This is a genomic window from Aurantiacibacter flavus (genome assembly GCF_039710615.1).
Classification (GTDB): domain Bacteria; phylum Pseudomonadota; class Alphaproteobacteria; order Sphingomonadales; family Sphingomonadaceae; genus Alteraurantiacibacter; species Alteraurantiacibacter flavus.
Map to the genome: position 1 here is coordinate 282,087 of NZ_JBDLBR010000001.1, position 22,674 is coordinate 304,760.

Genomic DNA, 22,674 nt, shown 5'->3' on the forward strand with positions numbered 1-22,674 from the left:
GCGGACCATGACGACGAGCGACTATGCGGATCTTTATTGGGAAAGCGGTGAGGGCCTGAAGCTGCACGCCCGCGACTATGCCGGGCCCGAGGACCGCCCCGCGATCCTGTGCCTGCCGGGCCTCACCCGCAATGCGCGCGATTTCGAGCCGGTGGCCGAGGCTTTCGCCGGTGACTGGCGCGTGCTTGCGCTCGACTTTCGCGGGCGGGGAGAGAGTGACTATGCCAAGGAATCGGACAGTTATGTCCCGCTCACCTATGTCGCCGATGTGCTGGCGCTGGTCGACGAGCTGAAGCTGGAGAAGGTAGTCGCCATCGGCACTTCGCTCGGCGGGATCGTGACAACGCTGATCGCGCTGCAACGGCCAGAACTCTTCGCAGGCGCGGTGATCAACGATATCGGCCCGGTGATCGAGACCGATGGTCTGGAGCGCATCCGCGACTATGTCGGTCAGGGCCGCAGCTTTCCGACCTGGATGCACGCCGCCCGCTCGCTGCGGGAGGCCTCGCTGCATATCTATCCGGACTATGCCATCGAAGACTGGCTGACCTTGGCGAAGCGGATGATGTGCGTGGGCAACAATGGCCGCATCGCCTACGACTACGACATGAAAATCGCCGAACCATTTTCCGATCCCTCGGCTACCGAAGCAGTCGACCTGTGGCCCGCCTTCGAGGCGCTTGGCGGAAGGCCGGGGTTGGTGCTGCGCGGCGCGCTGTCCGACCTGCTCTCGCCTGCGACCTTCGCCGCCATGGGCGAGCGATTGCCTGGGTTCGACTGCGTGACCGTGCCGCGCGTGGGCCATGCCCCGACGCTGGCCGAGCCTGAGGCGCAGACCGCCATCGCGCGGCTGCTCGATCGGGTGCTGGCGGCATGAGCAAGGTCCCGCGCATATTGCACCTGCACTCGACCTTCGATGCCGGCGGCAAGGAGGTGCGCTGCGTGCGCCTCATCAACCATTGGGGCAAGGCGGCGGAGCATGCTATCGTTTCGGGCGACCCAGAGCGGCGCGGGGCGGCCTCGCTGCTCGGCAAGGCGGCGAAGGTGAGTTGGCCGAAGTTCCCCTCGCTCACCGGCAAGCCGACGCCCGGTCGGTTCAAGAAGATCGCTGAGGCCATGGCGGGCTATGATCTTATCTGCACCTACAACTGGGGCGCTATCGACGCGGCGATGGCGCACACGCTGTTTGCCGACATGTTCAAGCTGCCCCCGCTGGTCCACCACGAGGACGGCTTCAACGAAGACGAAGCGGGCGGGCTCAAGTGGCGGCGCAACTTCTATCGCCGCATCGCGCTGGGGCGCACGGCGGCGCTGGTGGTGCCCTCGCACACGCTGGAGGCGATTGCGCTCGACGTATGGCAGCAACCGCGCGGCCGCGTGCAGAGGATCGCCAACGGCATCGACACCCGCGCCTTTGCCGCGCCGCCCAAACGTGACGTGCTGCCCCCGCTGGTCAAGCACAAGGATGAGTTCTGGATCGGGACGCTGGCAGGCCTGCGCAAGGTCAAGCAGCTCGATATGCTGATCCGCGCCATGACCTACGTGCCGCCCGAATGGCAGCTGGTGATCGCGGGCGAGGGGCCTGAGCGCGAGAGCTTGCTGGCGCTTGCCGAAAGCCTGGGGGTGGAAGACCGCGTGCATCTGCCCGGCTTCGTCGCCGAGCCGCAGAAGCTGGTCGGCCTGTTCGATATCTTCGCGCTGTCTTCGCAGTCTGAGCAGCAGCCGATTTCGCTGATCGAGGCGATGGCGGCAGGCCTCCCTGCGGTGGCACCGCGCGTGGGCGATATTGCCTCCATGGTCGCTTCGGACAATGGCCCGTTGCTGTTCGATGTGGGCGATCAGGAAACGCTGACGAAGACGCTCGACAGCCTCGCTCGCGATCCTGCCGCCCGCAAGCGGATCGGACAGGCCAACCGTGACAAGGCGCGCACCGAGTTTGACGAACTGCGCATGATTGAGCGCTACCGGGCGCTCTACTGGGGCTTGATGGACCGCAATGCCTTTCCGCGCTCTGACGCCGCCGAGGATTAAGCCTTAATCGGCGGTTCACCCATACCGGGCCAGCTGGGCACAGCGCCGACACAGTTATTGCCAGTTCCCGGCTGCCCCCCTAAAGAGCGCGGCTTATCCGCTTGAAGCAGGACAGATCGAAAGACCCGTGGCCAGCACTCCGACCGATACACCCAGTTCGCCGAACAACCGCAAAAGCGCGAGCGACGATGTCTTCATGCGCGAAGTGGATGAGGCCGTCCGTCAGGACGAAGTAGCCAACTTCGCCAAGAAATTCGGCCTGCCAATCGGCATCGCCGTGGCGCTGGGGCTGGCTGCCTTCGGTGGTTGGCTGGTTTTGTCGGGCCAGCAGGAAAGCAAACTGGAGGAAAGCTCCGAACAGCTGATTACCGCGCTTGACGAGCTGGAAGCCAACAACCCCGATGCCGCCAACGAAAAGCTCGCGGCGATTGCCGCCGGCGACAGCGAAGGCGCTGCCGGCATGGCGCGACTGTTGCAAGCGGGAATTGCGCTGGGCCAGAACAAGACCGAGGAAGCAGTCGGGCTCTATGGCCAGGTAGCCAACGATTCCGCGCTGCCACAAGAAATTCGCGATCTTGCCAAGGTGCGCATGGTTGCGGCCAACTTCGATAACATGGAGCCGCAGGCAGTTATCGACCAGCTTGGCCCGCTCGCCACGGCGGAAAGCCCGTGGTTCGGCAGTGCCGGTGAACTGGTGGCCTTTGCCTACCTCGCGCAGGACAAGCCCGATCAGGCGGGGCCGCTGCTCGTGGCGATCGCCAAGGACGAGAACGTGCCGGAAAGCCTGCGCTCGCGTACGCGGCAGCTCGCCGGCCTGCTCGGCAACGACGCAATCGACGATGTCGATGCGATGATGGAAGAACTCGGCGCGGCAGAACCGCAGCAGGCTGGAGGCGCGCAATGACCCGTAACGTCGGACTTTTGGCTGCTCCCGTGCTCGCGCTGGCGCTGGCCGGTTGCGGAATGTTCAGCGGCAAGGAAGATCCGCGCACTCCCACCCACGGTGAGCGTACCCCGATCCTCTCGCGCATTGCGACCACGATCGAGGCCGATCCGGCTCTTGCCTCCACCTCGGTGATCGTGCCGCCCGCGCGCGTCAACGACAGCTGGCCGCAGGCGGGCGGCAATGCCGCCAAGGTGCCCGGCCACGTCGCGCTGGCGGCGAACCCCGCTCGTGCGTGGACCGCCAGCATTGCCGGAAGCACCAAGACGCGCCGCCTCGCCGCTGCGCCGGTGGTGGCAGACGGAATGCTTTTCGCCGTCGATAGTTCGGCCGTGATCCACGCCTTCGATGCGCAGACCGGCGCGAAGCGTTGGGAACACCAGATTGTCGTTTCGGGCGACCTTGAAGATGCGACCTTCGGCGGCGGCGCAGCCTATGACAACGGCCGGATCTACGCCACCAACGGCGTTGGCGATGTCGTTGCGCTCAACGCGGCTGACGGCACCGAGATCTGGCGCGTGAAGCCCTCGGGCCCGCTGCGCGGCGCGCCGACCGTGGCGTTCAACTCCGTCTTCGTGATGACGCAGGACAACCAGATCTTTGCCCTCGCAAGTGCCGATGGTGCCGTGGAATGGCAGGATTCGGCGGCGACCGGGCAGGCAGGCGTGTTCGGAGTGGCGGCTCCGGCAGCTGGGCAGGGCACGGTCGTTGCGGGCTATTCGTCGGGCGAGCTGATCGCCTATCGTTATGAGAATGGCCGCAACCTGTGGTCCGACGCTCTGGCGCGCACCTCAATCTCGACGCAGGTCGGCACGCTGACCGACGTCGATGCCGATCCCATTATCGACGGGGGCAGGGTCTATGCGCTCGGGCAGGGCGGCCGCATGGCGGCCTACGAGCTGACCACTGGCCAGCGCATCTGGGAACTGACGCTGGCGGGGATTTCCACCCCTAGCGTGGTCGGCGAATGGGTCTTCACCCTGACCGACGATTCGCGCCTGTTTGCAATCCAGCGCAGTTCGGGCCGTATCCGCTGGATGAACCAGCTCGACCGCTGGCGCAAACCGAAGGACCGTGAAGGCCCGATCTTCTGGACCGGCCCGGTGCTTGCCAGCAACAAGCTATGGATTGCCAGCTCGCAGGGCGAAGTGCGCACGGTCGATGTAATGAGCGGCGAAGACACGCTGTTCACCGATTTGAAGGAAAGCGTGTCGCTGCCGCCGGTGGTGGCCAACCAGACGCTCTATATCCTCGACGACAGTGGCCGGATCACCGCCTTCCGCTAGGCCGGGATGGCGTGACCCGGGCGTATTTATTGGGCCGTTAACCCTCGTTCTCCTATGGCGGCGGCATGAGCACAGTCGCCAAGTCGCCCGCCCGTCGGCCTGTCAGTGATGTTTCCACCGGCGTCGGGCTGGTCGGCCTCTTCACGCTGACCGTTTGTATCCTGATTGCGCGGGCCTGGCCCACTATCGGGCCGATCGTGGGCATTGGCGCGGACCGCGGCCCTTTGTCGGGGCCCAACGCTGCGCTGCTGGCCATGGTGTTGACCGGCCTTGCCATGGCGACATGGTCGGTTGTGGTGGATAAGGTCCACCGTCGCCCCTCCACCGGCATCGACTGGGCCAACAAGCGCCCGCTCGAAGAGACCATCGACATCTCCGTCACCAAGCTGGCGGGCCTCTGGGCGACCTGGGCGGTGATCGGCTTCGTCTACTATCTCGGTCGCTGGTACTGGGAGGGGCAATACGTCTTTGCCATGGAGGTGATCGGCTTTGCCATCGTCCCGATGTTTGTGCTCTCGGTGCCCTATGTGCTGATGCTCGACCGGGTGATGGTCAATCCGCGTGACCATGCCTGGCACTTCGGCGCCATGCTGATTGGGCGCGAAAAGTTCGATATGCGCGAGGTGAAGAAGCACTGGCGCGCCTGGGCGATCAAGGGCTTCTTCTCGGCCTTCATGATCTCGATCCTGCCGTTCGGCTTTGCCCATGTGGTTGAGGCGAATATCGGTGAGGCCGTGCGCGATCCGGTTCGTCTGGGCCTGTTGATGTTCGAGTTTCTGTTCGTGGTCGATGTGCAGATCGGCACCGTGGGCTATTTGCTGACGATGCGCCCGCTCGATGCGCACATCCGTTCGGGCAATCCGTTTCTCGCAGGCTGGCTGGCGGCGCTGATGTGCTATCCGCCATTCGTCTACGGCCTGATGGGCGCTGGCGGGGCGATCCAGTATGAATACAACACGTCGGGCTGGGGCCATTGGCTCGCTGGGCATACGGCGCTGCTGTGGGTCTGGGCGTTCTGGCTGGCCTTCCTCACGGCGGTCTATGCCTGGGCGACGGTTGCTTTCGGCATTCGCTTTTCGAACCTCACCTATCGCGGCGTGCTCACCCATGGGCCTTATCGCTTCACGCGCCACCCGGCCTATCTTTCGAAGAATGCGTTCTGGTGGTGCTCGGTGATGCCGTTCCTGGTGACGAGCAATTCGTTGGTCGATGCGGTGCGCAACACCGTATTTCTCGGGCTGGTAAGCGGGATCTACTACTGGCGCGCGAAGACCGAAGAGGCGCATCTGCTGGGCGAAGATCCCAAGTATCGCGAATACCATGCATGGATGAGCGAACACGGCCTGATTACAGCGCCACTTACGCGGCTGCTCCGGCGGCTTAATCCCGCACGGCGTGTGGCCGAGTAAAGCCACAAAGCAATCCGCTCGCCCTGAGCTTGTCGAAGGGCTGCATTTACTTCGGGTCTCGGGCCAAGGTCCGAAACAAGGACAATCCTTCGACAAGCTCAGGATGAGCGGGTCTTTTGCGGAAACTAAGCGTTGCCCACCACAAAGCAGGCCAAGGCCAGCAGCAGCCCCGCAAACCGGTTCGAGCGAAAACGCACCAGCGGATTGGCCCCATCGCTCGGGTCCAGACTAAGCGCCTGCCAGCCCAGATGCGCCGCCACCGGCACCAGCGCGAGCAGGGCCACCCAGTCGGGCCGCAGCAGCCAGAAGGCAAGGCCCCACAGCGCCACCGCGCCAGCATAGAACCCGATCACTCCGGCCTTGACCCTGCTCCCCAAGGTCAGCGCGGAGCTTCGGATGCCGACCAGCGCATCGTCCTCGCGGTCTTGCAGGGCGTAGATCGTGTCGTAGCCGATGCACCACAGCATGGCCCCGGCGTAGAGTGCAGCCAGAACTTCCAGCCCGTCGCTGCGCAGCGCCACCCAGCCAGTTGGTGCGCCCCATGTGAACACCAGCCCCAGCCACGCCTGCGGCCAGCCGGTGATCCGCTTCATGAACGGATAGGCCGCCACCAATGCGAGGCTGCCCAGCGCCACCAGCTGCGCTTGCCAGCGCAGTTGCAGCAGCACCACCAGCCCGACCGCAGCCAGCACCAGCAACCAGACCCATGCCGCACGTTTGCTCACCCGGCCAGAGGCCACGGGGCGGCTTGCAGTGCGCGCTACCTGCCGATCAAGGTCGGCATCGACGATATCGTTGTAAACGCAACCCGCCCCGCGCATCGCGATCGCGCCGAGCAGCGTCCACAGCAGCAGCGGCCATTGCATCGACCATGGGGCGCCGGTGAGCAGCAGCCCCCAGGCGCAGGGCCAGTAGAGCAGCCACCATCCGATCGGGCGGTCAAACCTTGCCAGCAGCGCATAGTCGCGCGCGGCGGCGGGTAGCAGTGCGACGAGGCCGCGATGCTCGCTGTCGGGGGTGAGGGGATCGCCAGTCGCGGTGTCATCGGCCATGGCGCTGGCGCTACACCCTTCCTATAGGGTGAGACAATGGCCGATCAGCATTCCCCCAAAACCCCCGCCTGGCCGCCCAAAAGCGCGCCGCGCCTGTTCGTCACGCAAGAGCTGGGCGAGGGCGCGCAGGTGACCATCGAGGGGGCGCAGGCGCACTACCTCGGGCGGGTAATGCGTGTGAGCGTGGGCGACGCGGTGATCCTGTGTGACGATGTGACCGGCGAATGGGCCACGCGGGTCGAGTCTGCGGGCAAGCGCGAGGTTGTGCTTGTGGCCGAACAGATGCTGCGCCCGCGCGAACAGGTGCCCGATTTCTGGCTTTGCCCCGCGCTGCTCAAGAAAGACCGCTTCGACACAGTGCTCGAAAAGGCCAGCGAACTGGGCGCCGCGAAGGTGCAACCGGTAATCATGCGCCGCTGCGTTGCCGACAAGCTCAACCCCGAGCGTGCCCGCACGATCCTTGTCGAAGCCGCCGAGCAATGCGCGCGCACCGCGCTGCCCGAGCTTGCCGCGCCGGTGAAGCTCGATGCGCTGCTGCGCGATTGGCCCGCCGAGCGCACGCTGTTCTTCGCCGATGAAATGGGCGGCCCCCCCGCCGCTGAGGCCTTCCAAAAACACCAAGGCCCTGCTGCCTTGCTGATCGGGCCGGAGGGCGGATTTGACGAGGCCGAGCGCGCGGCGGTCCTTGCTCTGCCACAAACTCGCCCCATCTCGCTCGGGCCGCGCATCCTGCGGGGCGAGACTGCCGCGATCGCGGCCAGCGCCCTGTTCATGGGGCTTGCGGGGGATTGGACATAATGGGTCGGATCGAATTGAGCGCTGGCACGGCGCGACTTTTGCGCTAGGGGCCGGATCATGAGCACGCGAAAGGCCTCTGAAGGAGAAGAGCCGCGGATCGAAAGCCGCGCTCAGTTGATTGCGCCGATGCAGGCAGGCGAGAAGCCCGCCGCGCGCTGGCGGATCGGGACCGAGCACGAAAAGCTCGTTTATCGTCGCAGCGACAAGGCCGCGCCGAGCTATCACGAGCCGGGCGGTATCCGCGATATCCTCCTCGCGATGCAGGAATTCGGCTGGGAGCCGGTGATCGAGGAAGGCCCCGACGGCACCCCCGACGTGATCGCGATGTCGGGCTCCGACGGTACGATCAGCCTCGAACCGGCGGGCCAGCTTGAATTATCGGGTGCGCCGCTGGAAAGCCTGCACCAGACCTGCGCCGAAACCGGGCGCCATCTCGACCAGTGCCGCGCGGTGGGCGAGAAGTTCGGGGTCGGCTTCCTCGGCCTCGGCATGTGGCCCGACAAGACGCGGGACGAACTGCCGATCATGCCCAAGCAGCGCTACGAGATCATGAAGCGGCACATGCCGCGTGTGGGCAATCTCGGGCTCGACATGATGCTGCGGACCTGCACCATCCAGGTGAACCTCGACTATTCGAGCGAGGCCGACATGGCACAGAAGTTCCGCACGGGCCTCGCTTTGCAGCCGGTCGCCACGGCACTGTTCGCCAATTCGCCCTTCACCGAGGGCAAGCCCAACGGCTTCCTTTCCTACCGCAGCCACATCTGGACCGACACCGACCCCCAGCGCACCGGCATGCTGCCCTTCGTGTTCGACGAGGGCTTTGGCTACGAACGCTATGTCGACTACATGCTCGACGTGCCGATGTACTTCGTCTTCCGCGAAGGCCGCTATATCGATGCGGCGGGCCAGTCGTTCCGCGACTTCCTCAAGGGCGAGCTGCCCGCGCTGCCGGGCGAACTGCCGACCGAGTCCGACTGGGAAGACCACCTCAGCACGGCCTTCCCCGAAGTGCGCCTGAAGAGCTTTCTCGAAATGCGCGGTGCCGATGGCGGGCCGTGGAACCGCATCTGCGCGCTGCCCGCCCTTTGGGTCGGCCTGCTCTACGATCAGACTGCGCTTGATGCGGCGTGGGATCTGGTCAAGCACTGGACCATGGAAGAGCGCGAGTCGCTGCGTGACACGGTTCCGGCGCAAGGGCTTGCGGCCCCGGTGCCGGGCGGGCGCACACTGCGCGAGCTGTCACGCGAGGTGCTCGATATTGCCCACGCCGGGCTGGTCGCGCGTGGGCGCAGCAACTCGATGGGTGACAACGAAAGCGGCTTCCTCGATCCGCTGCGCGAGATCGTTGAGCGCGGCAAGGTTCCGGCCGAGGTGCTGCTGGAGAAGTTCGCGGGCGAATGGGGTGGCGACCTCAACCGGCTCTACGAAGCCAAGAGCTTCTGATAGCGACCACAAAAAAGGCGGTGGATAACCCGAATCAAAGCCGTGGATAATGCGAGTCGCTCAGTTGACTGAATCGCATTATCAGGCCGTCCCATTGTGGGATTCAGGCTCTGATTTTGAAGAAAAAACGTTCTTATTCAATTGGGTGTATGGTTACGAATCGGGTCTTGCTGTGAGTCGCGCTTGAAGTTAACTTTAGCTACGTAACGATTCGACAAGAGGTCTCGTAAGTGGCGACTGCAGCACAAGACGTAACACCGGCCTTGCGGCTGGATCGGCATGTCACCAAGAACGACATAATCTCGATCGGCCAACTGGCCGCCCGCACCGGTGTTGCCGTTTCCGCTTTGCGATTTTACGAGGACAAGGGCCTCATCCGTTCGATCCGCACCAATGGCAACCAGCGACGCTTCCTGCGCTCGGACATCCGCCGCGTCAGCTTCGTGCTGATTGCCCAGAAGCTGGGCCTCTCGCTTACCGAGATCGAGGAGCAACTCGCCGCTTTGCCACAGGGGCGCACTCCTTCGGTGCTCGACTGGCGGCAGCTCTCGCAGCGGATGCGCGCGGCTATCGATGAAAAGATCACGCTCCTCACCCGCACGCGAGCCAAGCTTGACGATTGCATCGGCTGTGGCTGCATGAGCCTCGACAAGTGCCAGCTCTACAACAAGGACGACCGCATGGGCATGACGGGCACCGGCCCGCGCATGGTGCTCGACTAGGTCTGCTCGCTTGAGCAAGCTCGACAAGGATGACTACAAGCACGCGGTCAAGCAAATGAGCCGCGAGCTGGTCGATCTCGCCCGCTGGGTGGCAGATAGCGGCGCACGGATCGTGGTGGTTTTTGAAGGTCGGGACAGCGCGGGCAAAGGCGGAGTGATTGCCGCCATTCGCCGTCATCTCAACCCGCGCCATGTCCGCACCGTGGCGCTGGGCAAGCCCACCGAGCGCGAGGCCGGGCAGTGGTATTTCCAGCGCTATGTCGAGCATCTGCCGACCAAGGGCGAAATCGTGCTGTTCGACCGCTCGTGGTACAACCGCGCGGGTGTCGAACAGGTGATGGGCTTTGCCGACAAGGGCGAGGTGGATGCCTTTCTCCATGCCACGCCGACCTTCGAGAAGCTGCTCACCGACGATGGCATCATCCTCATCAAATACTGGCTTACGACTGATCAGGCCAAGCAGGAGGAACGCTTTGCCGAGCGGCGCGACGATCCGCTCAAGGGCTGGAAGCTCTCGCCGATCGACGTCGCCAGCCGCGCGCAATACGACGCTTATACCGAGGCGCGTGAGGCCATGTTGCGCGCCACGCACACGCAGAATGCGCCCTGGACGCTGGTGGACTTCAACGACCAGAAACAGGGCCGCCTTACGCTAATCCGCAATCTGATCGACCGCATCCCCGAATCCAAGGTTCCGCGCCCGGTGATCGACCTGCCACCGCTCGAAGGGGAGCCAAGCGAGGAAAGCTACGCGGTGATCGACCCATTGCCCGATTGGGTGCCACCCGAAGCCAAGTAGTTCTGCGTAGATGTCTCCCAAGCAAGTTTCTCCTCTCATCGCCTATGCAGTGGCGCGCAATGTAGGAGGAAATGCAGGGTGATTAAGCATTTGCAGGCTGCACTTGTGGCCAGTTCGATGGTCGTGTCCTCGCCGGCCCTGGCGTCCGAATGGACCTATGAGGGCGAACACGGCGCCGAGCACTGGGGCGATCTGGACCCGGCCTTTGCCACCTGCGCGCGCGGCAAGATGCAGTCGCCAGTCGACCTTGGCGAGGCCAACACCATCGGGGCAGTGAGCGTGTCGGCCAGTTATCACGCTGCACCGCTTGCGATCCTCAACAATGGGCACACCGTTCAGGCAAACGTGCCGGGCGGTTCGACCATGCAGAGCGGCACCAAGACATTCCGCCTGATGCAGGTGCATTTCCATGCCCTGTCCGAACACACTCTGAACCGCCGCCATTTCCCGCTTGAGGCGCACTTCGTCCACGCCAGCGACACCGGAGAACTGGCCGTGCTTGGCGTGCTCTTTACCTGGGGCGCGGTCAATGCCGAGTTGCAGAAGCTGATCGACGCGGCTCCTCGTGCGGAGAGCGGGCCGGTCGAGCAGGCCGATGTGGTGTTCGACCCCGCAAAGCTGCTCCCGCAGGGCGAGCCCGGAATCTCCGTCTATCGCTATATGGGTTCGTTGACGACGCCGCCATGCACCGAAGGGGTGAACTGGCACGTAGCGGTGAAGCCGGTCGAGGCGAGCGAGGCGCAGATGGCGCAGTTGCGCGCGATCATGCACGACAATGCGCGCCCGGTGCAGCCGCTCAATGGCCGCCTGCTGGTAGCATCGCGTTAGGCTCTGGCCAAAGGGCGCGAAGCGGGGCTAGGGCGGGGCGATGATCCCGCTCGAACACCTCGATACCGCGCAAGTGCCCGGCGGCGCCGAACTGCGCCTGATGCGCCGTGGCGCCGATTTCATGATCCAGCTCGACCGCAACGAGCTGATGAACAGCCGCATGTCCGGCTCCGAGGAAGCGCTGGCGACCGTCACCGCCGAGCGGCTCAAGGGGCGTCCAAACCAGCAATGGCTGATCGGCGGCTACGGTATGGGCTTTACGCTGCGCGCGGCTTTGAAGGCCCTGGGCAAGGATGCGCGGGTGGCCGTCGCCGAGCTTGTGCCCGAGATTATCGCCTGGGCGAAAGGCCCGATGGCCGAGCTGACTGCTGGCTGTCTCGATGACCCGCGCGTGATGCTGCACATGGCCGACGTAGCCGAGGCCATAGCGGGCATTCGCCCGAACAGCTGCGACGCAATTCTGCTCGATGTCGACAATGGACCGGACGGGCTGGTGCGCGACGACAACGGTCGGCTTTATTCGCGCGAAGGCTTGCAGATCGCGAAGCGCGCGTTGAAGCCGGGCGGGGTGCTGGCGATCTGGTCCGCCGCGCCCGATCCGGCCTTCACCGCACGGCTGCGGCGGGCAAGGTTCGAAGTGGACGAACAGGTCGTGCGGGCAAGGAGCAACGGCAAGGGGCCGCGGCATGTGATCTGGTTTGCGACGAAGTAGGGACTTTAGTTTGCAGGTCGCACGGCATGCCAACCGTGGATCATAAAGGCTTGGAAGAATGGGATTGGCAGGGATAAGCCCGCTTCCTTCCACAAAGCCGAAGTATCTTGGGGTGACACCACGCCGAGCACCTCGCGCAGCATGGCCTCCAGTTTTGTCAGAGACTCTTCGGTCGCTCCCATTTGCCGTTGGACCTGTTTCCAGTCTTCCAGCATCGATGGGAACTCAGGAGCATCGAAATCGGCGCTGATTTCGGCACTGACAAAGGCGGCCTCGCGTTTAAGACGATCGTAGATTGCGCGGTAGAAGGCGGGGCGCGCCTTGCGCTCGATAAAGTGGGCGACCAGCAAGCTGAGCACGACATCGAACTCATCTTCGGCCACATCGTCCACATAACCGTGAACGAGCTTGCATCGCCCGATCACGCCAGCGCCTGCCAAACGAGCCTTAGCGACCTCGAGCATCTCAGTGGAGGGGTCTACGCCGACAAATTGCCAACCCGGCCTGAGCTGCGCGAGAGACAACACCTCGGCACCTATGCCCACACCCACGCACAAAATCCGTGCCTGTTCGGGCACTCGCGTCAGGGCGAGATGCATCAGGAAATGCAGGCAGTCGGATATTGGCCTTAGGCCGCTATTACGCTGGTCGTAGCCCTCGGCCATTTGCTGTGTGAAGAAGTTGGAAGGCAGCGAAGTAGTCTTTTTGGTCATTGTGATAATGTAACATCGATGATGCGGGAGGTCGATGATGATCTTCGCGGCCTTGTTGAAACCTCTATGGGGCTATTCCGCCGCCAACCGTTCCGCCTCGCCCAGATCGACGCTGACCAGTCGCGATACCCCGCGCTCCACCATGGTTACGCCGAACAGGCGGTGCATGCGGCTCATTGTTACCGCATTGTGAGTCACGATCAGGTAGCGGGTGGCGGTTTCTCTCGTCATCGAATCGAGCAGGTCGCAGAAGCGGTCGATGTTGGCGTCGTCCAATGGTGCATCGACCTCGTCGAGCACGCAGATCGGTGCTGGATTGGTTAGGAATAGCCCGAAAATAAGTGCCGTTGCGGTTAGGGCCTGCTCGCCGCCCGAAAGCAGGCTCAACGATTGGAGCCGCTTGCCCGGCGGCTGGGCATAGATTTCTAGTCCCGCCTCCAGCACATCATCCGAATCGATCAGCGCGAGGTGCGCTTTGCCGCCTTCGAACAGCCGGGTGAACAGCCGCTGGAAGTGCTCGTTGACCTCCTCGAATGCAGCGCGCAGGCGCTCGCGGCCCTCGCGGTTGAGGTTGCCGATCGAAGCGCGCAGGCGGTACACCGCTTCGGCCAGTTCAGCCTGCTCCTTGGCACTGGTGCCGTGTTCGGCCTCGATCCGCTCCAGTTCGTCAGCGGCGACGAGGTTGACCGGTCCGATCCGCTCGCGGCTTGCCACCAGCCTCTCCATCTCCTCGGTTTCCTGCGAGGCATTGCGGGCCGCCGCAGTGTCGAACCCGAACTTTCCGGGCAGCAGCGGCGGCGGGCACTGGAAGCGCTCGCCCGACTGGCGCGCCATTTCCTCGCGGCGGCTTTCCTCGTTTTCCGCCCGCGCGGCAGCCCCGGCGCGCTGTTCACGCGCGGCGGCGAGCGCTTCGGTCGCTTCGCGTAAGCGGGCGTCGGCGGCACGGGCCTGCTGGTCAGCGGCGACCACGGCTTCTTCGGCCTTGGCGAGCTCGGCACCGAGCCGCTCGCGCACCGCTTCACCGCTTTCGATCTCGCGCATCAGCCCTGCGGGCTTGGCCGCGACGATCGCGCGCTCCTCGGCGATTTCCTCGAACCGCGCTTCCATTCCGGCGAGCCGCTGCGCCGCATCGCCCGCGCGCACTTGCCAGCTCTTCATGTCCGCGCGCTGCGACGAGACCCGCTCGCGTCCCACGGCGAGCGCCTGATCGTGCGCGGCCAGCGCGGCCAGCGCGGCCTGCTGCGCGTCGCGTGCAGCCTCGTTCTTGGTTCGCGCGGTTTCGAGCGCCGCGCGGCCCTCTGCCGGATCGGGCAATTGGTTGAGCCGCTCCTCCGCCGATGCCACCTCGCTTTTGGCTTGCGCTGCGCGATCAGCCAGTTCGTCACTCGCTTCGGCCAATTCGGCGCGCCGGATGGCGAGCCGCTCGCGCCGCGCCTCGGCCTGATCCTGCGCGCGCAGGGCCGAGCGCTCGGCTTCGGCGGCCTCATTGACCGTGCGTTCCATCGCAACCAGTTCGCGCTGGAGCGCTGCGAGTGCCTGCTGCGTCTCGGCCTGCGCGGCTTCAGCACGTTCCGCCGCTTCGCGCAGCGAGGGGACTTTCGCATCGAGTTCGGTAAAGCGGTTGTCTGCTTCCAGCCGTGCGGCCTCGGCAGCCCCTTCGCCGCGCGCGACAAAGCCATCCCACCGGCGCAATGCCCCGTCGCGGGTGACCAGCCATTCGCCGGGGTTGAGGCTGCGCCCGTCGTCGCTCACGGCAAAGTGCACCAGCGCGAGCCGGGCGGCGAGCTGCTCGGGAACTTCGCCAAGGTGATGGACGATCGACTCGGCCACCGGGGTAGGGGGCGGGGAGCCACCCCAGAACCGGCCTTCGACCTTGCCCTCGGGTGCGCCGAGCGGGGCCTTGGCGTCGCGCCCCAGCACGGCGGCCAGCGCGCGTTCGTACCCCGGCTTTGCCGATACCCGATCCAGCGCGGCAGGCAGCCCCTTTCGGCCCGCCTGCTGCTTCGCGCGCGCCTCGCGGTCGCGCTTCAGCGCCTGCCATTCACGCTCCACGCCGGCCAGTTCGGCTCGCGCCGACGACAGCGCGGATGCCGCCTCATCGCGCGCTTTCGCCAGATCGTCCTTGCGCGCTTGTGCGGCAGTGAGCGCCTCGCGCCGCTGCTCTAGCGCCTTGCCTGCCTCCTCGGCGTGCGCCTTCGCTGCGGCCAGCTCTGCCTCCGGATCGCTCTCCCCGGCGAGCGCGGCGCGTTGCTGTTCTAGCCGCGCGACCTCTGCCTGCAACCGCTCGGTCCGCCCGCGCGCCTGCGCCAGTTCGGCCTCCGCCACGCGCCATTCGGCCTCGACCCCGGCGTTGTCGGCGGTCGCCTTGGCCAGCGCGAGTTCGGCGGCGCGCCCGGCGCTTTCGGTCCGCTCGACATCGCGTGCGAACGCAGGGCGGCGCTCTTCATCGGCCGCGAGCGCCTTCTCGCCCGCCGCCAGCTCGGCCTCGAGACGCTTCAATGCCTCGGCAGCGTCGCGCGTCATGCGGTCGGCGTCAAAGCGGTCTTCCTCCAGCCGCTGGTGCTGGCGGTCGAGATCCTTGAGCCGCTGCTCTGCGGCTTCGAGCTGGGTCGATAGCGCGGCCATGCGGTGCCCGTGGGCGCTGGCATCGTCGCGGCGGTCGGCCAATTCGTCGCGCAGTTCGACCAGCCTTTCGGCCAGTTCGCGCTGGTGCTTCTCCGCTTCGGCTGTCGCGGCCTGCGTCTCGCGCACTCGGTCGTCGGCGGCGCTTGCTTCTTTGCGAGCGGCCTCGGCAGCGGAAGCGGCATCGCGCCAGCGGGCATAGAGCAACCGCGCCTCGGCCACGCGGATCTGGTCGCTCAGCTCGCGATAGCGTTCGGCCTGACGGGCCTGTCGGCGTAGGCTGGCAATCTGGCTATCGAGCCCGGCCATGAGATCTGTCAGGCGTTCGAGGTTCTTCTCCGTTGCGCGAAGCTTGTTCTCGGCATCGCGCCGCCGCACGTGGAGGCCCGCGATCCCCGCCGCTTCCTCTAGCATCATGCGCCGTTCGGCTGGCTTGGCCGCGATTACCTGTGCGATCTTGCCTTGTGAGACGAGCGCGGGCGAATGCGCTCCGGTGGCGGCATCGGCGAAGACCAGCGCCACGTCTTTCGCGCGAACGTCGCGCCCGTTCACGCGGTAGGCGCTACCCGCGCCGCGCTCGATCCGGCGGGTGACGACCAGCTCCTCGCCCGCATCGTCACGGGCATCGAGCACCACTTCGGCAAAGTCGCGCGGCGGGCGCGCTTCGGTGCCGGCGAAGATAACGTCTTCCATCCCGCCCGAGCGCATGGATTTGGGCGAATTCTCGCCCATCACCCAGCGGATCGCTTCAAGCAGGTTGGATTTGCCGCAGCCGTTGGGGCCGACGACACCCGTCAGCCCCGGCTCTACGCGCAGTTCGGCAGGCTCGACGAAGCTCTTGAAACCGCTCAGCCTGAGCTTGCGGATTTCCATGCCCGCCGCGCCTGCGCCCCCGCGCTTACTGGTCGCGGGCGCCGGCGCGTTGCAGCGCAGGCTCCACGCTCACCCAGTTGCGGTCTTGCAGCTCCTGCCCGTTGAGGAAGAAGGTCGGGGTGGAATTGACGTTATCTTCGGTGGCGGCCGCCTGCGTGCTTTCGGCCAGCGCCTCGATCGCGGCGGAATCGGCCATGCAGGCCTGTGTCTGTTCGGTGCTGATCCCGCGCGCGGCGAAGAAATCGGTCACGCCGCTGGCCTGGGCCATGGCAACGTAGCGCTGCTCGTCAGGCAGGTTCATCGCCTGTTCGAGTGCGGCCTGGTTGTTCTGGAAGCCCGCCAGCACACCATCGAGATTTGCCCACACCTGATCGGCTAGCGGCACGGCAGCTTCCTTCGGCGCGCATTCGAGCATGCGCGTGAGCAGCAGGTCGGCAATGCCGTGGATCAGCACTGAGCGGAATTCGTAGCTGACGCGACCGCTTTCGATATATTTCTCGTGCAGCTGGGCCGAGCCGTCGACCGAGAAGGCGGCGCAGGCCGGGCAGGTGAGCGAACCATATTCGACCAGCTTGATCGGCGCTTCGGGGTTGCCGACCTGCCAGCCACCCTTGTCGGTGCGGGCAACGGTCTGGTTCCAGCTGGCACCATCGGGTGCCTCGACAGCCGCGACAGGCTCACCTTCGAGCGCGCTGGCATCGGTCGCCTCATCGCCGCAGGAGGCAAGCGCCAGGGCGAGGGGCAGCGCCAGCGCGGCGCGGAGAAATAGGCTCGGTTTGGTCATCGAATTGGGTTCCCGTTTCGGATGCAAGAAAGGAGGCTAATGCCCGAGGGCGGACTGTCAAACCGCTAGTCTGCGCAGATTAGCGCGGCAACGCGGTTTTTGCACAGGGTTGTCCACTGCTGGGCGTGGTTGTTACTCGGCAACGAGCTTGGGCTTGAGCGCCGCCCATGAATAGACGCCGTCAAGCAGCGTGCCGTTGACCGCGAAGCTGGGCGTGCCGGTGTATGGGTACTCGGTCTGATTTGCCACCGAATTGTTCACGATGGTCTCCGCGCGGGCCTCATTGATGAGGCAGGCGTCAAGCTCGCCCTTGGTGTAGCCGCGCGCTTCCATCAGCTCGTAAAAGCCAAGGTCGCTGGCAATCGCCTTCAGCCGCTCGCCGATGGTGGCGTTCTGCCAGCGCTCCTGCTGCTCAGGCGTGATCTCGCGGGCCTTGCCGAGCCATTCGCTCTGCGTGGCAAAGAAGGCCTCGTGATTGCCGAGGAATCGGTCGGTCGGTCCACAGGTCGTAAGCAGGGTGGCCGACAGATCGAGGATGTTGCGGATGGCCGAGCGCACTTCGACCGAGGTGCCCCCGTCGTCTATATAGTCGGCCTTCAGCTCGGCCTCGGACTGCTGTTCGAAATTCCGGCAGGCGGGGCAGCTATAGCTGACAAAGGTGATGAGCTTGACCGGTGCCTCGGGATTGCCGACCAGATAGCCGCGCTCGGTTGGGGTGACCTCGGCGGTCCAGTCCTGCGCTGCGGCGGGAGCGCTCGCCACCATGGCGCTCGCCACGATCATGGGCGCAATCAGAGCATGTTTCATCACTTTGTCTCGTCCTCTTCCGATCCGAAGCTGCGTGCCAGCGATTCGAGCACGGTGCGCAATTCAGGGTCGCCGATATCGCGCAGGCTGTCGCCCAATTCCATCGGAATCGGCTTGAGCGATGGCGGCCCTCCGCGCGCGGCCTGAGCAGAAGGCGGCTGAACCTTGCCTTGCCGCATCTTCACCCGCGCCACCGCACGATAACCAAAGAAGCGGTTCACCCGTTCGATGATTTCGGGGATCACATGCTGGATCAGCGGCGCATGGCCGGGTGCGACCACGAGGTTGAGCATCCCCTCGGCCTTTTCTCCGGGCGGGAACCGGATGCTCTCGGGCGCGCAGACCTTGGCGTGATGTTCGCCCACGATCTCGTGCCAGCGCGTCACCACCGAGCTTTGTACGAAGCCGAAACGGCGGAAGGCGGCGCGGCCGATCTGCGGCACGAGGTCCGAAACCTGGCGCGGCGGGCCGCCACGCGGGCGGTGATACGCGCGCGGGGGGTGCTTCTTGCCGCCCTTGCCAGGTGTTTTGCCCGAGATTTTGCCGGGTTTGGGAGGATCGTCGCGTTCCATGATTGCGCCGGTCATGCCATAGCATGGCCATGTGCGATAGGGCTGCCGACCTCCTTCTCGACTGGTATGACCGCCACGCCCGCGATCTGCCGTGGCGCGCGCGGCCCGGCGCGCCTTTGCCCGATCCCTATCACGTGTGGCTGTCCGAAGTGATGTTGCAGCAGACCACCGTTGCCGCCGTGATCCCCTATTTCGAGAAGTTCACCACACGCTGGCCAGATGTGGCCGCACTTGCCGCCGCGCCCGAGGACGAGGTGATGGCGGCCTGGGCCGGGCTGGGCTACTATTCGCGGGCGCGCAATCTGGTGAAGGCGGCGCGTGAAGTGTCGCGCGCGGGCGGTTTCCCCACCACCGAGGCCGAGCTGCTCAAGCTGCCGGGGCTGGGCGACTATACCGCCGCCGCCGTCGCCGCGATTGCCTTCGAGCGCCGCGCGCTGGTGGTCGACGCCAATGTCGAGCGGGTGATCGCCCGGCTGTTCGCGATCGAGGAACCTTTGCCCGGCGGGAAGAAAGCGATACGGGCGGCGCTCGATACGATTACGCCAGAGCGGCGCGCGGGCGACTTTGCGCAAGCCATGATGGACCTCGGCAGTTCGCTATGCCGGGCGCGCGAGGCGCAGTGTCTGCTGTGCCCGTGGCAGGCGATCTGCGCTGGGCGCGAGGCGGGCGATCCCACGCGACTGCCTGTGAAGGCGCCGAAGAAGGCCAAGCCAACGCGTACGGGCACGGCTTTCTGGGTTGAGCGCGACGAGGCGGTGTGGCTGGTCAAGCGTCCCGGCAAGGGGATGCTCGGCGGAATGCGCGCGCTGCCCGACGACGGCTGGTCGGCACGCGGAGATGGTTCGGGCGTGGCGCCTGTGGCAGGCGCCTGGCGAGCGGGCGGTATGGTGCGCCACAGCTTTACGCACTTCCATCTCGAACTGGGCCTCGCGGTCCATGCGGACACCGATCCCGCCCCTGACGGAGAAGGGGAATGGTGGCCGCTCGACCGCCTTGATGATGCAGGTTTGCCGACGCTGTTCGCGAAGGCGGCCGCTTTGGCGCTGGCCGAACGCTAGATCACGCCGCCGCCCAGCATCAGCCGGACGACCGCTACGCCGAAAATGATCAGGCAGAAGTTGCGCCCGCCATTGGTGCTCGACAGCGCACCGAAGGCGATGCCGACCACCACCAGCGGCAGAGCCACCCAGTTGCCCCAGCCGAGCAGCGGGATCTGGGAGGGAATGACGATGACCAGCGAAACGAGGCCGATCAGGATCGAAATCAGGTTGAACATGTGTCTTAGATAGCTAACACACTGCTATGGTGCAAGCCCTGCGGTCTTCGCGCTTGCCGCCTGCGTTGGCTCGGCTTACCCATCGCGCAGAACTCGCCTGTAAGAGGAGCCGTGCCATGGTCCGGGCAGCCGCAGAATTCGATATTTCCCGCCGTTCGCTGCTGCGTGGAGGTGCCATGCTGGGTGCAGGCGCGCTCGCTGGCGGCGTTCCCTTCACGCAGGCCGCCTTGGCGCAGGGCACCAGTGGGCAATGGCCGCGTGTGGCCCGGCTGGTGAGCGATTTCGTGGCCCGCGGCTGGTCTCCCAACGCGGTTGTAGCGCTCGGTTGGGGGCAGAACCCGCCGGAGTATCTGGGGCAGGGCGACACCACGTTCACCAGCGGTATCCGCGCCGATGCCGACAGTCTTTTCCGCATCTACTCGATGACCAAGCCGATCACCGGCATGGCCGCGATGATGCTGATCGAGGAAGGCCTGCTGTCGCTTGACCAGCCGGTGGCCGACATCCTGCCCGCCTTTGCGGAGATGAAGGTGCAGAAGGTTTACGACGGGCCGATCACCGAGGACAATCTCGAGCCCGCCGTGCGCCCGATCACCATTCGCCACCTGCTCACGCATACGGCGGGGCTCGGCTATTCGATTGTGCAGCAGGGGCCGCTCGCGCAGGCCTATGCCGAGAATGGGCTCAACCCGGCGCAGGTTTCGCGGCTGGAGGTGCCGGGCGGGCTCAACTCGCCGCCTGCGCCGAGCCTCGAAGTGTTTGCCGACCGGCTCGCCACGATGCCGCTAGTCTATCAGCCGGGCACGCACTGGTCCTATTCAGTGGCCCTCGACCTGATGGGCCGGGTGATCGAAGTCGCCAGCGGGCTAAGCTTCGATGCTTTCTTGCAGGAGCGCATCTTCGACCCTTGCGACATGTCGAGCACATGGTTCCGCGTGCCGGAAAGCGAAAAGGCGCGGCTGACCGCGAACTACTTCCTGCTGGATGGCCAGCCGCTGCCGATCGACCTGCCCGCCAATTCGGTCTATCTCGATCAACCGGCTTTCCCCTTCGGCGGGGCCGGGCTGGTATCTTCGCCACGCGATTATGATCGATTCCTGATGATGCTGGCGGGCTTCGGGCATATCGAGGGTCGCCGGGTGATGAGCGAGCCTGCCGTACGGCTCGGCACCAGCAACCTGTTTCCCGACACGCTGGCGCCCGACGGTGGCTTTACCAGCGGCGGTCGCACCTTCGGGTTCGGCGCTGGTGGGCTGGTCGGTATGGACGAGGCAGCGGGCCTGTTCGGCTGGTTCGGCGCGGCGGGCACGGCCGGGCTCGTCAATATGAAGACGGGATTGCGGCAGACGTTCATGACCCAGTACATGCCTGCCGACATGGAAATGCAGAACGCCTTCCCCCAGGCCGTGGCGGCGGATGCGGTGGCCATGGAGCGATGAGCCTCGCCTTTTGCGAGCATGGCCTGAACCGCGACGACCACGCCCGCGCCAATCCGGAGCGGCTTGCCGACCTACGCGCGTCGCCGCTGGCGCGCTTGCTGGCGATGGAAGGCTTGAGCCCCGTACTTGGCGCCGACAACGGGCTGACATGGGGGGAACTGGGTGAAGTTGCCGAAGTAGTCTTCCTTGGGCTTGATGGCGACGCGCCTCTGTTCGCCGCCGTGCCCGAGGCAGGCGACACCCGGCCTGCCTACCAGCAACGTCCAGCCTGGGATGCGCTGTCGCTGCTGCCTGCCAGGGATCTGGCCATTTACGGCGGCGCGCGCAGTCTGGTCGACTGGCACGCGCGGCACCGCTTCTGCGCCAATTGCGGCGCGCCGACGCAGATCGCCAAGGGCGGCTGGCAGCGCAATTGTACCTCTTGCTCCGCCCAGCACTTCCCGCGCACCGATCCGGTGGCGATCATGCTGGTGGAGCACGATGGCGACCTGCTGCTGGGGCGTGGGCTGAATTTTCCCGAGCGGCGCTATTCGGCGTTGGCGGGCTTTGTCGAGCCGGGCGAGGGCGTCGAACAAGCGGTGGCGCGTGAGGTGCTGGAAGAGGTTGGCGTTTCTGTTACCCAGGTAAGCTATGTCGCCAGTCAACCCTGGCCGTTCCCGAGCCAGTTGATGCTCGGCTGCCACGGCATGGCGCGCGGGCGCGAGCTCACGATCGACGAAACCGAGATCGCCGAAGCGCGCTGGTTTACCCGCGCCGAGGTGGCCACGGCGATGGACCGGGGCGTGCCCGACGAGGACAGGCCTTTCCTTCCCCCGCCGCCAACGGCTATTGCCCGGCACCTTCTTAACTGGTGGCTGGAGCGAGGCTGATGGCAGACGAGATCGAGGTGGATGTGTGGTCTGACGTTGTGTGCCCGTGGTGCGCCATCGGCACCGCGCAGTTTCTGAGCGCGGTGGAGAGCCTCAAGGGCGAGGTCGATGTGACGATCCGCTTTATGCCCTTCGAGCTAAACCCGGACATGGCCCCTGAAGGTCACAACCAGATAGATCTGCTCGCCAAGGCCTACAACAAGAGCCCGGCCGATGTGTTGCAAATGCGCCGCCACGTCGAACAGGCGGGGCAAGAGGCGGGCTTTCCCATGAGCTGGCAGGGCGATGGCGAAGAGCCGGTGCTGATGGTCTGGAACAGCCATGATGCACATAAGCTGCTGCGCTGGGCGCTGACCGTAGCCGAACCGGCCCGACAGGTGGCACTGAAGCAGGCGCTGTTCCGGGCCTATTTCCAGTTGCGCCAGAATATCTCTGATCGCGCGGTGCTGCTCGATATTGCTGAGGCGCAGGGTTTCGACCGGGCCGCTGCTGCCGAGGCGCTGGACGACCCGGCACTGTCAGAGGCGGTGCGGATGGAAGAGCAGCGTGCGGCGCAAAATCAGATCACCTCGGTTCCGACCATGGTGGTGGCGGGCAAGTATATCCTTCAAGGCGCAGCACCGCCCGAGCAATACCGCCAGGCGCTGGTAAAAATTGCCAGCATGGAGGCGATGGCCTGAGCAGCGCCGCTAC

General features: G+C 65.3%; 22 protein-coding genes. 15 read left to right on the plus strand and 7 right to left on the minus strand.

Annotated elements, in window-relative coordinates; genetic code table 11:
* Positions 1 to 7: 7 nt before the first annotated feature.
* The 5 genes from ABDJ38_RS01235 to ABDJ38_RS01255 all read left to right on the plus strand — a co-directional run bounded on the left by ABDJ38_RS01235 (position 8) and on the right by ABDJ38_RS01255 (position 5,669).
* A complete protein-coding gene (locus tag ABDJ38_RS01235) occupies positions 8 to 877 on the plus strand; it encodes an alpha/beta fold hydrolase (RefSeq protein WP_346783902.1) in 870 nt (289 codons plus the stop codon).
* Complete coding sequence (locus ABDJ38_RS01240) at positions 874 to 2,031, plus strand: glycosyltransferase family 4 protein (protein WP_346783257.1); 1,158 nt, start codon at positions 874 to 876, stop codon at positions 2,029 to 2,031. Before ABDJ38_RS01235 ends, ABDJ38_RS01240 begins: the two co-directional genes overlap by 4 nt.
* Positions 2,032 to 2,158: 127 nt before the next feature.
* Positions 2,159 to 2,935, plus strand: coding sequence for a tetratricopeptide repeat protein (locus ABDJ38_RS01245; protein WP_346783258.1), 777 nt, complete (start codon positions 2,159 to 2,161; stop codon positions 2,933 to 2,935).
* Positions 2,932 to 4,260: an outer membrane protein assembly factor BamB family protein gene (locus ABDJ38_RS01250; protein WP_346783259.1), complete on the plus strand. Its 1,329-nt coding sequence runs from the start codon at positions 2,932 to 2,934 to the stop codon at positions 4,258 to 4,260. Before ABDJ38_RS01245 ends, ABDJ38_RS01250 begins: the two co-directional genes overlap by 4 nt.
* Positions 4,261 to 4,325: 65 nt before the next feature.
* Positions 4,326 to 5,669: a methyltransferase family protein gene (locus ABDJ38_RS01255; protein WP_346783260.1), complete on the plus strand. Its 1,344-nt coding sequence runs from the start codon at positions 4,326 to 4,328 to the stop codon at positions 5,667 to 5,669.
* 125 nt (positions 5,670 to 5,794) lie between these two features.
* Here ABDJ38_RS01255 and ubiA read toward each other — a convergent pair whose 3' ends face one another.
* On the minus strand, positions 5,795 to 6,721 hold the full coding sequence (ubiA, locus tag ABDJ38_RS01260) for a 4-hydroxybenzoate octaprenyltransferase (protein WP_346783261.1): 927 nt from the start codon (positions 6,719 to 6,721) through the stop codon (positions 5,795 to 5,797).
* Positions 6,722 to 6,757: 36 nt separating this feature from the next.
* Between ubiA and ABDJ38_RS01265 the strand changes: the two genes are divergently transcribed.
* From ABDJ38_RS01265 to ABDJ38_RS01290, 6 genes are all read left to right on the plus strand, one after another.
* Positions 6,758 to 7,519 (plus strand): 16S rRNA (uracil(1498)-N(3))-methyltransferase, encoded by a 762-nt coding sequence (locus ABDJ38_RS01265; protein WP_346783262.1) that lies wholly within the window; start codon positions 6,758 to 6,760, stop codon positions 7,517 to 7,519.
* Positions 7,520 to 7,576: 57 nt separating this feature from the next.
* Positions 7,577 to 8,965, plus strand: a complete 1,389-nt coding sequence (locus tag ABDJ38_RS01270; RefSeq protein ID WP_346783263.1) for a glutamate--cysteine ligase — start codon at positions 7,577 to 7,579, stop codon at positions 8,963 to 8,965.
* A gap of 230 nt (positions 8,966 to 9,195) precedes the next feature.
* On the plus strand, positions 9,196 to 9,687 hold the full coding sequence (gene soxR, locus ABDJ38_RS01275) for a redox-sensitive transcriptional activator SoxR (RefSeq protein ID WP_346783264.1): 492 nt from the start codon (positions 9,196 to 9,198) through the stop codon (positions 9,685 to 9,687).
* Positions 9,688 to 9,697: 10 nt separating this feature from the next.
* On the plus strand, positions 9,698 to 10,486 hold the full coding sequence (gene ppk2, locus ABDJ38_RS01280; protein WP_346783265.1) for a polyphosphate kinase 2: 789 nt from the start codon (positions 9,698 to 9,700) through the stop codon (positions 10,484 to 10,486).
* Positions 10,487 to 10,564: 78 nt separating this feature from the next.
* On the plus strand, positions 10,565 to 11,314 hold the full coding sequence (locus ABDJ38_RS01285; RefSeq protein WP_346783266.1) for a carbonic anhydrase: 750 nt from the start codon (positions 10,565 to 10,567) through the stop codon (positions 11,312 to 11,314).
* Between the two features lie 40 nt (positions 11,315 to 11,354).
* On the plus strand, positions 11,355 to 12,026 hold the full coding sequence (locus ABDJ38_RS01290; protein ID WP_346783267.1) for a spermidine synthase: 672 nt from the start codon (positions 11,355 to 11,357) through the stop codon (positions 12,024 to 12,026).
* A 5-nt stretch (positions 12,027 to 12,031) separates the two neighbouring features.
* On the opposite strand, the gene ABDJ38_RS01295 is transcribed toward ABDJ38_RS01290, so the two are convergent.
* From ABDJ38_RS01295 to ABDJ38_RS01315, 5 genes are all read right to left on the minus strand, one after another.
* Entirely contained in the window at positions 12,032 to 12,739 is a 708-nt protein-coding gene (locus tag ABDJ38_RS01295; protein WP_346783268.1) for a class I SAM-dependent methyltransferase, read from the minus strand.
* Positions 12,740 to 12,811: 72 nt separating this feature from the next.
* Positions 12,812 to 16,234: a chromosome segregation SMC family protein gene (locus ABDJ38_RS01300; protein WP_346783269.1), complete on the minus strand. Its 3,423-nt coding sequence runs from the start codon at positions 16,232 to 16,234 to the stop codon at positions 12,812 to 12,814.
* A gap of 25 nt (positions 16,235 to 16,259) precedes the next feature.
* The gene (locus ABDJ38_RS01305) at positions 16,260 to 17,018 is read right to left on the minus strand and encodes a thioredoxin domain-containing protein (RefSeq protein ID WP_346783270.1); all 759 of its coding nucleotides are present in this window, start codon (positions 17,016 to 17,018) and stop codon (positions 16,260 to 16,262) included.
* Positions 17,019 to 17,150: 132 nt separating this feature from the next.
* Positions 17,151 to 17,825, minus strand: coding sequence for a thioredoxin domain-containing protein (locus ABDJ38_RS01310; protein ID WP_346783271.1), 675 nt, complete (start codon positions 17,823 to 17,825; stop codon positions 17,151 to 17,153).
* Complete coding sequence (locus ABDJ38_RS01315) at positions 17,825 to 18,412, minus strand: DUF721 domain-containing protein (RefSeq protein ID WP_346783272.1); 588 nt, start codon at positions 18,410 to 18,412, stop codon at positions 17,825 to 17,827. The genes ABDJ38_RS01310 and ABDJ38_RS01315 overlap by 1 nt, the downstream gene beginning before the upstream one ends.
* A gap of 14 nt (positions 18,413 to 18,426) precedes the next feature.
* On the opposite strand from ABDJ38_RS01315, the gene ABDJ38_RS01320 reads away from it, so the two are divergent.
* Positions 18,427 to 19,455 (plus strand): A/G-specific adenine glycosylase, encoded by a 1,029-nt coding sequence (locus ABDJ38_RS01320; RefSeq protein WP_346783903.1) that lies wholly within the window; start codon positions 18,427 to 18,429, stop codon positions 19,453 to 19,455.
* Here ABDJ38_RS01320 and ABDJ38_RS01325 read toward each other — a convergent pair.
* Entirely contained in the window at positions 19,452 to 19,673 is a 222-nt protein-coding gene (locus ABDJ38_RS01325) for a hypothetical protein (protein ID WP_346783273.1), read from the minus strand. The two genes, ABDJ38_RS01320 and ABDJ38_RS01325, sit on opposite strands and share 4 nt — an antisense overlap.
* Positions 19,674 to 19,789: 116 nt before the next feature.
* Between ABDJ38_RS01325 and ABDJ38_RS01330 the strand changes: the two genes are divergently transcribed.
* Genes ABDJ38_RS01330 through ABDJ38_RS01340 form a run of 3 tightly spaced genes read left to right on the plus strand, consistent with a single transcriptional unit; the run spans position 19,790 to position 22,661 of the window.
* A complete protein-coding gene (locus ABDJ38_RS01330; RefSeq protein WP_346783274.1) occupies positions 19,790 to 21,112 on the plus strand; it encodes a serine hydrolase domain-containing protein in 1,323 nt (440 codons plus the stop codon).
* Entirely contained in the window at positions 21,109 to 21,981 is an 873-nt protein-coding gene (nudC, locus tag ABDJ38_RS01335; protein WP_346783275.1) for an NAD(+) diphosphatase, read from the plus strand. Before ABDJ38_RS01330 ends, nudC begins: the two co-directional genes overlap by 4 nt.
* Positions 21,981 to 22,661, plus strand: coding sequence for a DsbA family oxidoreductase (locus ABDJ38_RS01340; RefSeq protein WP_346783277.1), 681 nt, complete (start codon positions 21,981 to 21,983; stop codon positions 22,659 to 22,661). Before nudC ends, ABDJ38_RS01340 begins: the two co-directional genes overlap by 1 nt.
* The last annotated feature ends 13 nt before the right edge of the window (positions 22,662 to 22,674 follow it).

What these genes read in the sequence shown, in the direction of transcription:
- ABDJ38_RS01235 (WP_346783902.1), top strand. Translation starts at nt 8, where the DNA reads ATGACGACGAGCGACTATGCGGATCTTTATTGGGAAAGCGGTGAGGGC.
- ABDJ38_RS01240 (WP_346783257.1), top strand. Translation starts at nt 874, where the DNA reads ATGAGCAAGGTCCCGCGCATATTGCACCTGCACTCGACCTTCGATGCC.
- ABDJ38_RS01250 (WP_346783259.1), top strand. Translation starts at nt 2,932, where the DNA reads ATGACCCGTAACGTCGGACTTTTGGCTGCTCCCGTGCTCGCGCTGGCG.
- ABDJ38_RS01255 (WP_346783260.1), top strand. Translation starts at nt 4,326, where the DNA reads ATGAGCACAGTCGCCAAGTCGCCCGCCCGTCGGCCTGTCAGTGATGTT.
- ubiA (WP_346783261.1), bottom strand. Translation starts at nt 6,721, where the DNA reads ATGGCCGATGACACCGCGACTGGCGATCCCCTCACCCCCGACAGCGAG.
- ABDJ38_RS01265 (WP_346783262.1), top strand. Translation starts at nt 6,758, where the DNA reads ATGGCCGATCAGCATTCCCCCAAAACCCCCGCCTGGCCGCCCAAAAGC.
- ABDJ38_RS01270 (WP_346783263.1), top strand. Translation starts at nt 7,577, where the DNA reads ATGAGCACGCGAAAGGCCTCTGAAGGAGAAGAGCCGCGGATCGAAAGC.
- ABDJ38_RS01290 (WP_346783267.1), top strand. Translation starts at nt 11,355, where the DNA reads ATGATCCCGCTCGAACACCTCGATACCGCGCAAGTGCCCGGCGGCGCC.
- ABDJ38_RS01295 (WP_346783268.1), bottom strand. Translation starts at nt 12,739, where the DNA reads ATGACCAAAAAGACTACTTCGCTGCCTTCCAACTTCTTCACACAGCAA.
- ABDJ38_RS01300 (WP_346783269.1), bottom strand. Translation starts at nt 16,234, where the DNA reads ATGGAAATCCGCAAGCTCAGGCTGAGCGGTTTCAAGAGCTTCGTCGAG.
- ABDJ38_RS01305 (WP_346783270.1), bottom strand. Translation starts at nt 17,018, where the DNA reads ATGACCAAACCGAGCCTATTTCTCCGCGCCGCGCTGGCGCTGCCCCTC.
- ABDJ38_RS01310 (WP_346783271.1), bottom strand. Translation starts at nt 17,825, where the DNA reads ATGAAACATGCTCTGATTGCGCCCATGATCGTGGCGAGCGCCATGGTG.
- ABDJ38_RS01315 (WP_346783272.1), bottom strand. Translation starts at nt 18,412, where the DNA reads ATGACCGGCGCAATCATGGAACGCGACGATCCTCCCAAACCCGGCAAA.
- ABDJ38_RS01320 (WP_346783903.1), top strand. Translation starts at nt 18,427, where the DNA reads ATGTGCGATAGGGCTGCCGACCTCCTTCTCGACTGGTATGACCGCCAC.
- ABDJ38_RS01325 (WP_346783273.1), bottom strand. Translation starts at nt 19,673, where the DNA reads ATGTTCAACCTGATTTCGATCCTGATCGGCCTCGTTTCGCTGGTCATC.
- ABDJ38_RS01330 (WP_346783274.1), top strand. Translation starts at nt 19,790, where the DNA reads ATGGTCCGGGCAGCCGCAGAATTCGATATTTCCCGCCGTTCGCTGCTG.
- nudC (WP_346783275.1), top strand. Translation starts at nt 21,109, where the DNA reads ATGAGCCTCGCCTTTTGCGAGCATGGCCTGAACCGCGACGACCACGCC.
- ABDJ38_RS01340 (WP_346783277.1), top strand. Translation starts at nt 21,981, where the DNA reads ATGGCAGACGAGATCGAGGTGGATGTGTGGTCTGACGTTGTGTGCCCG.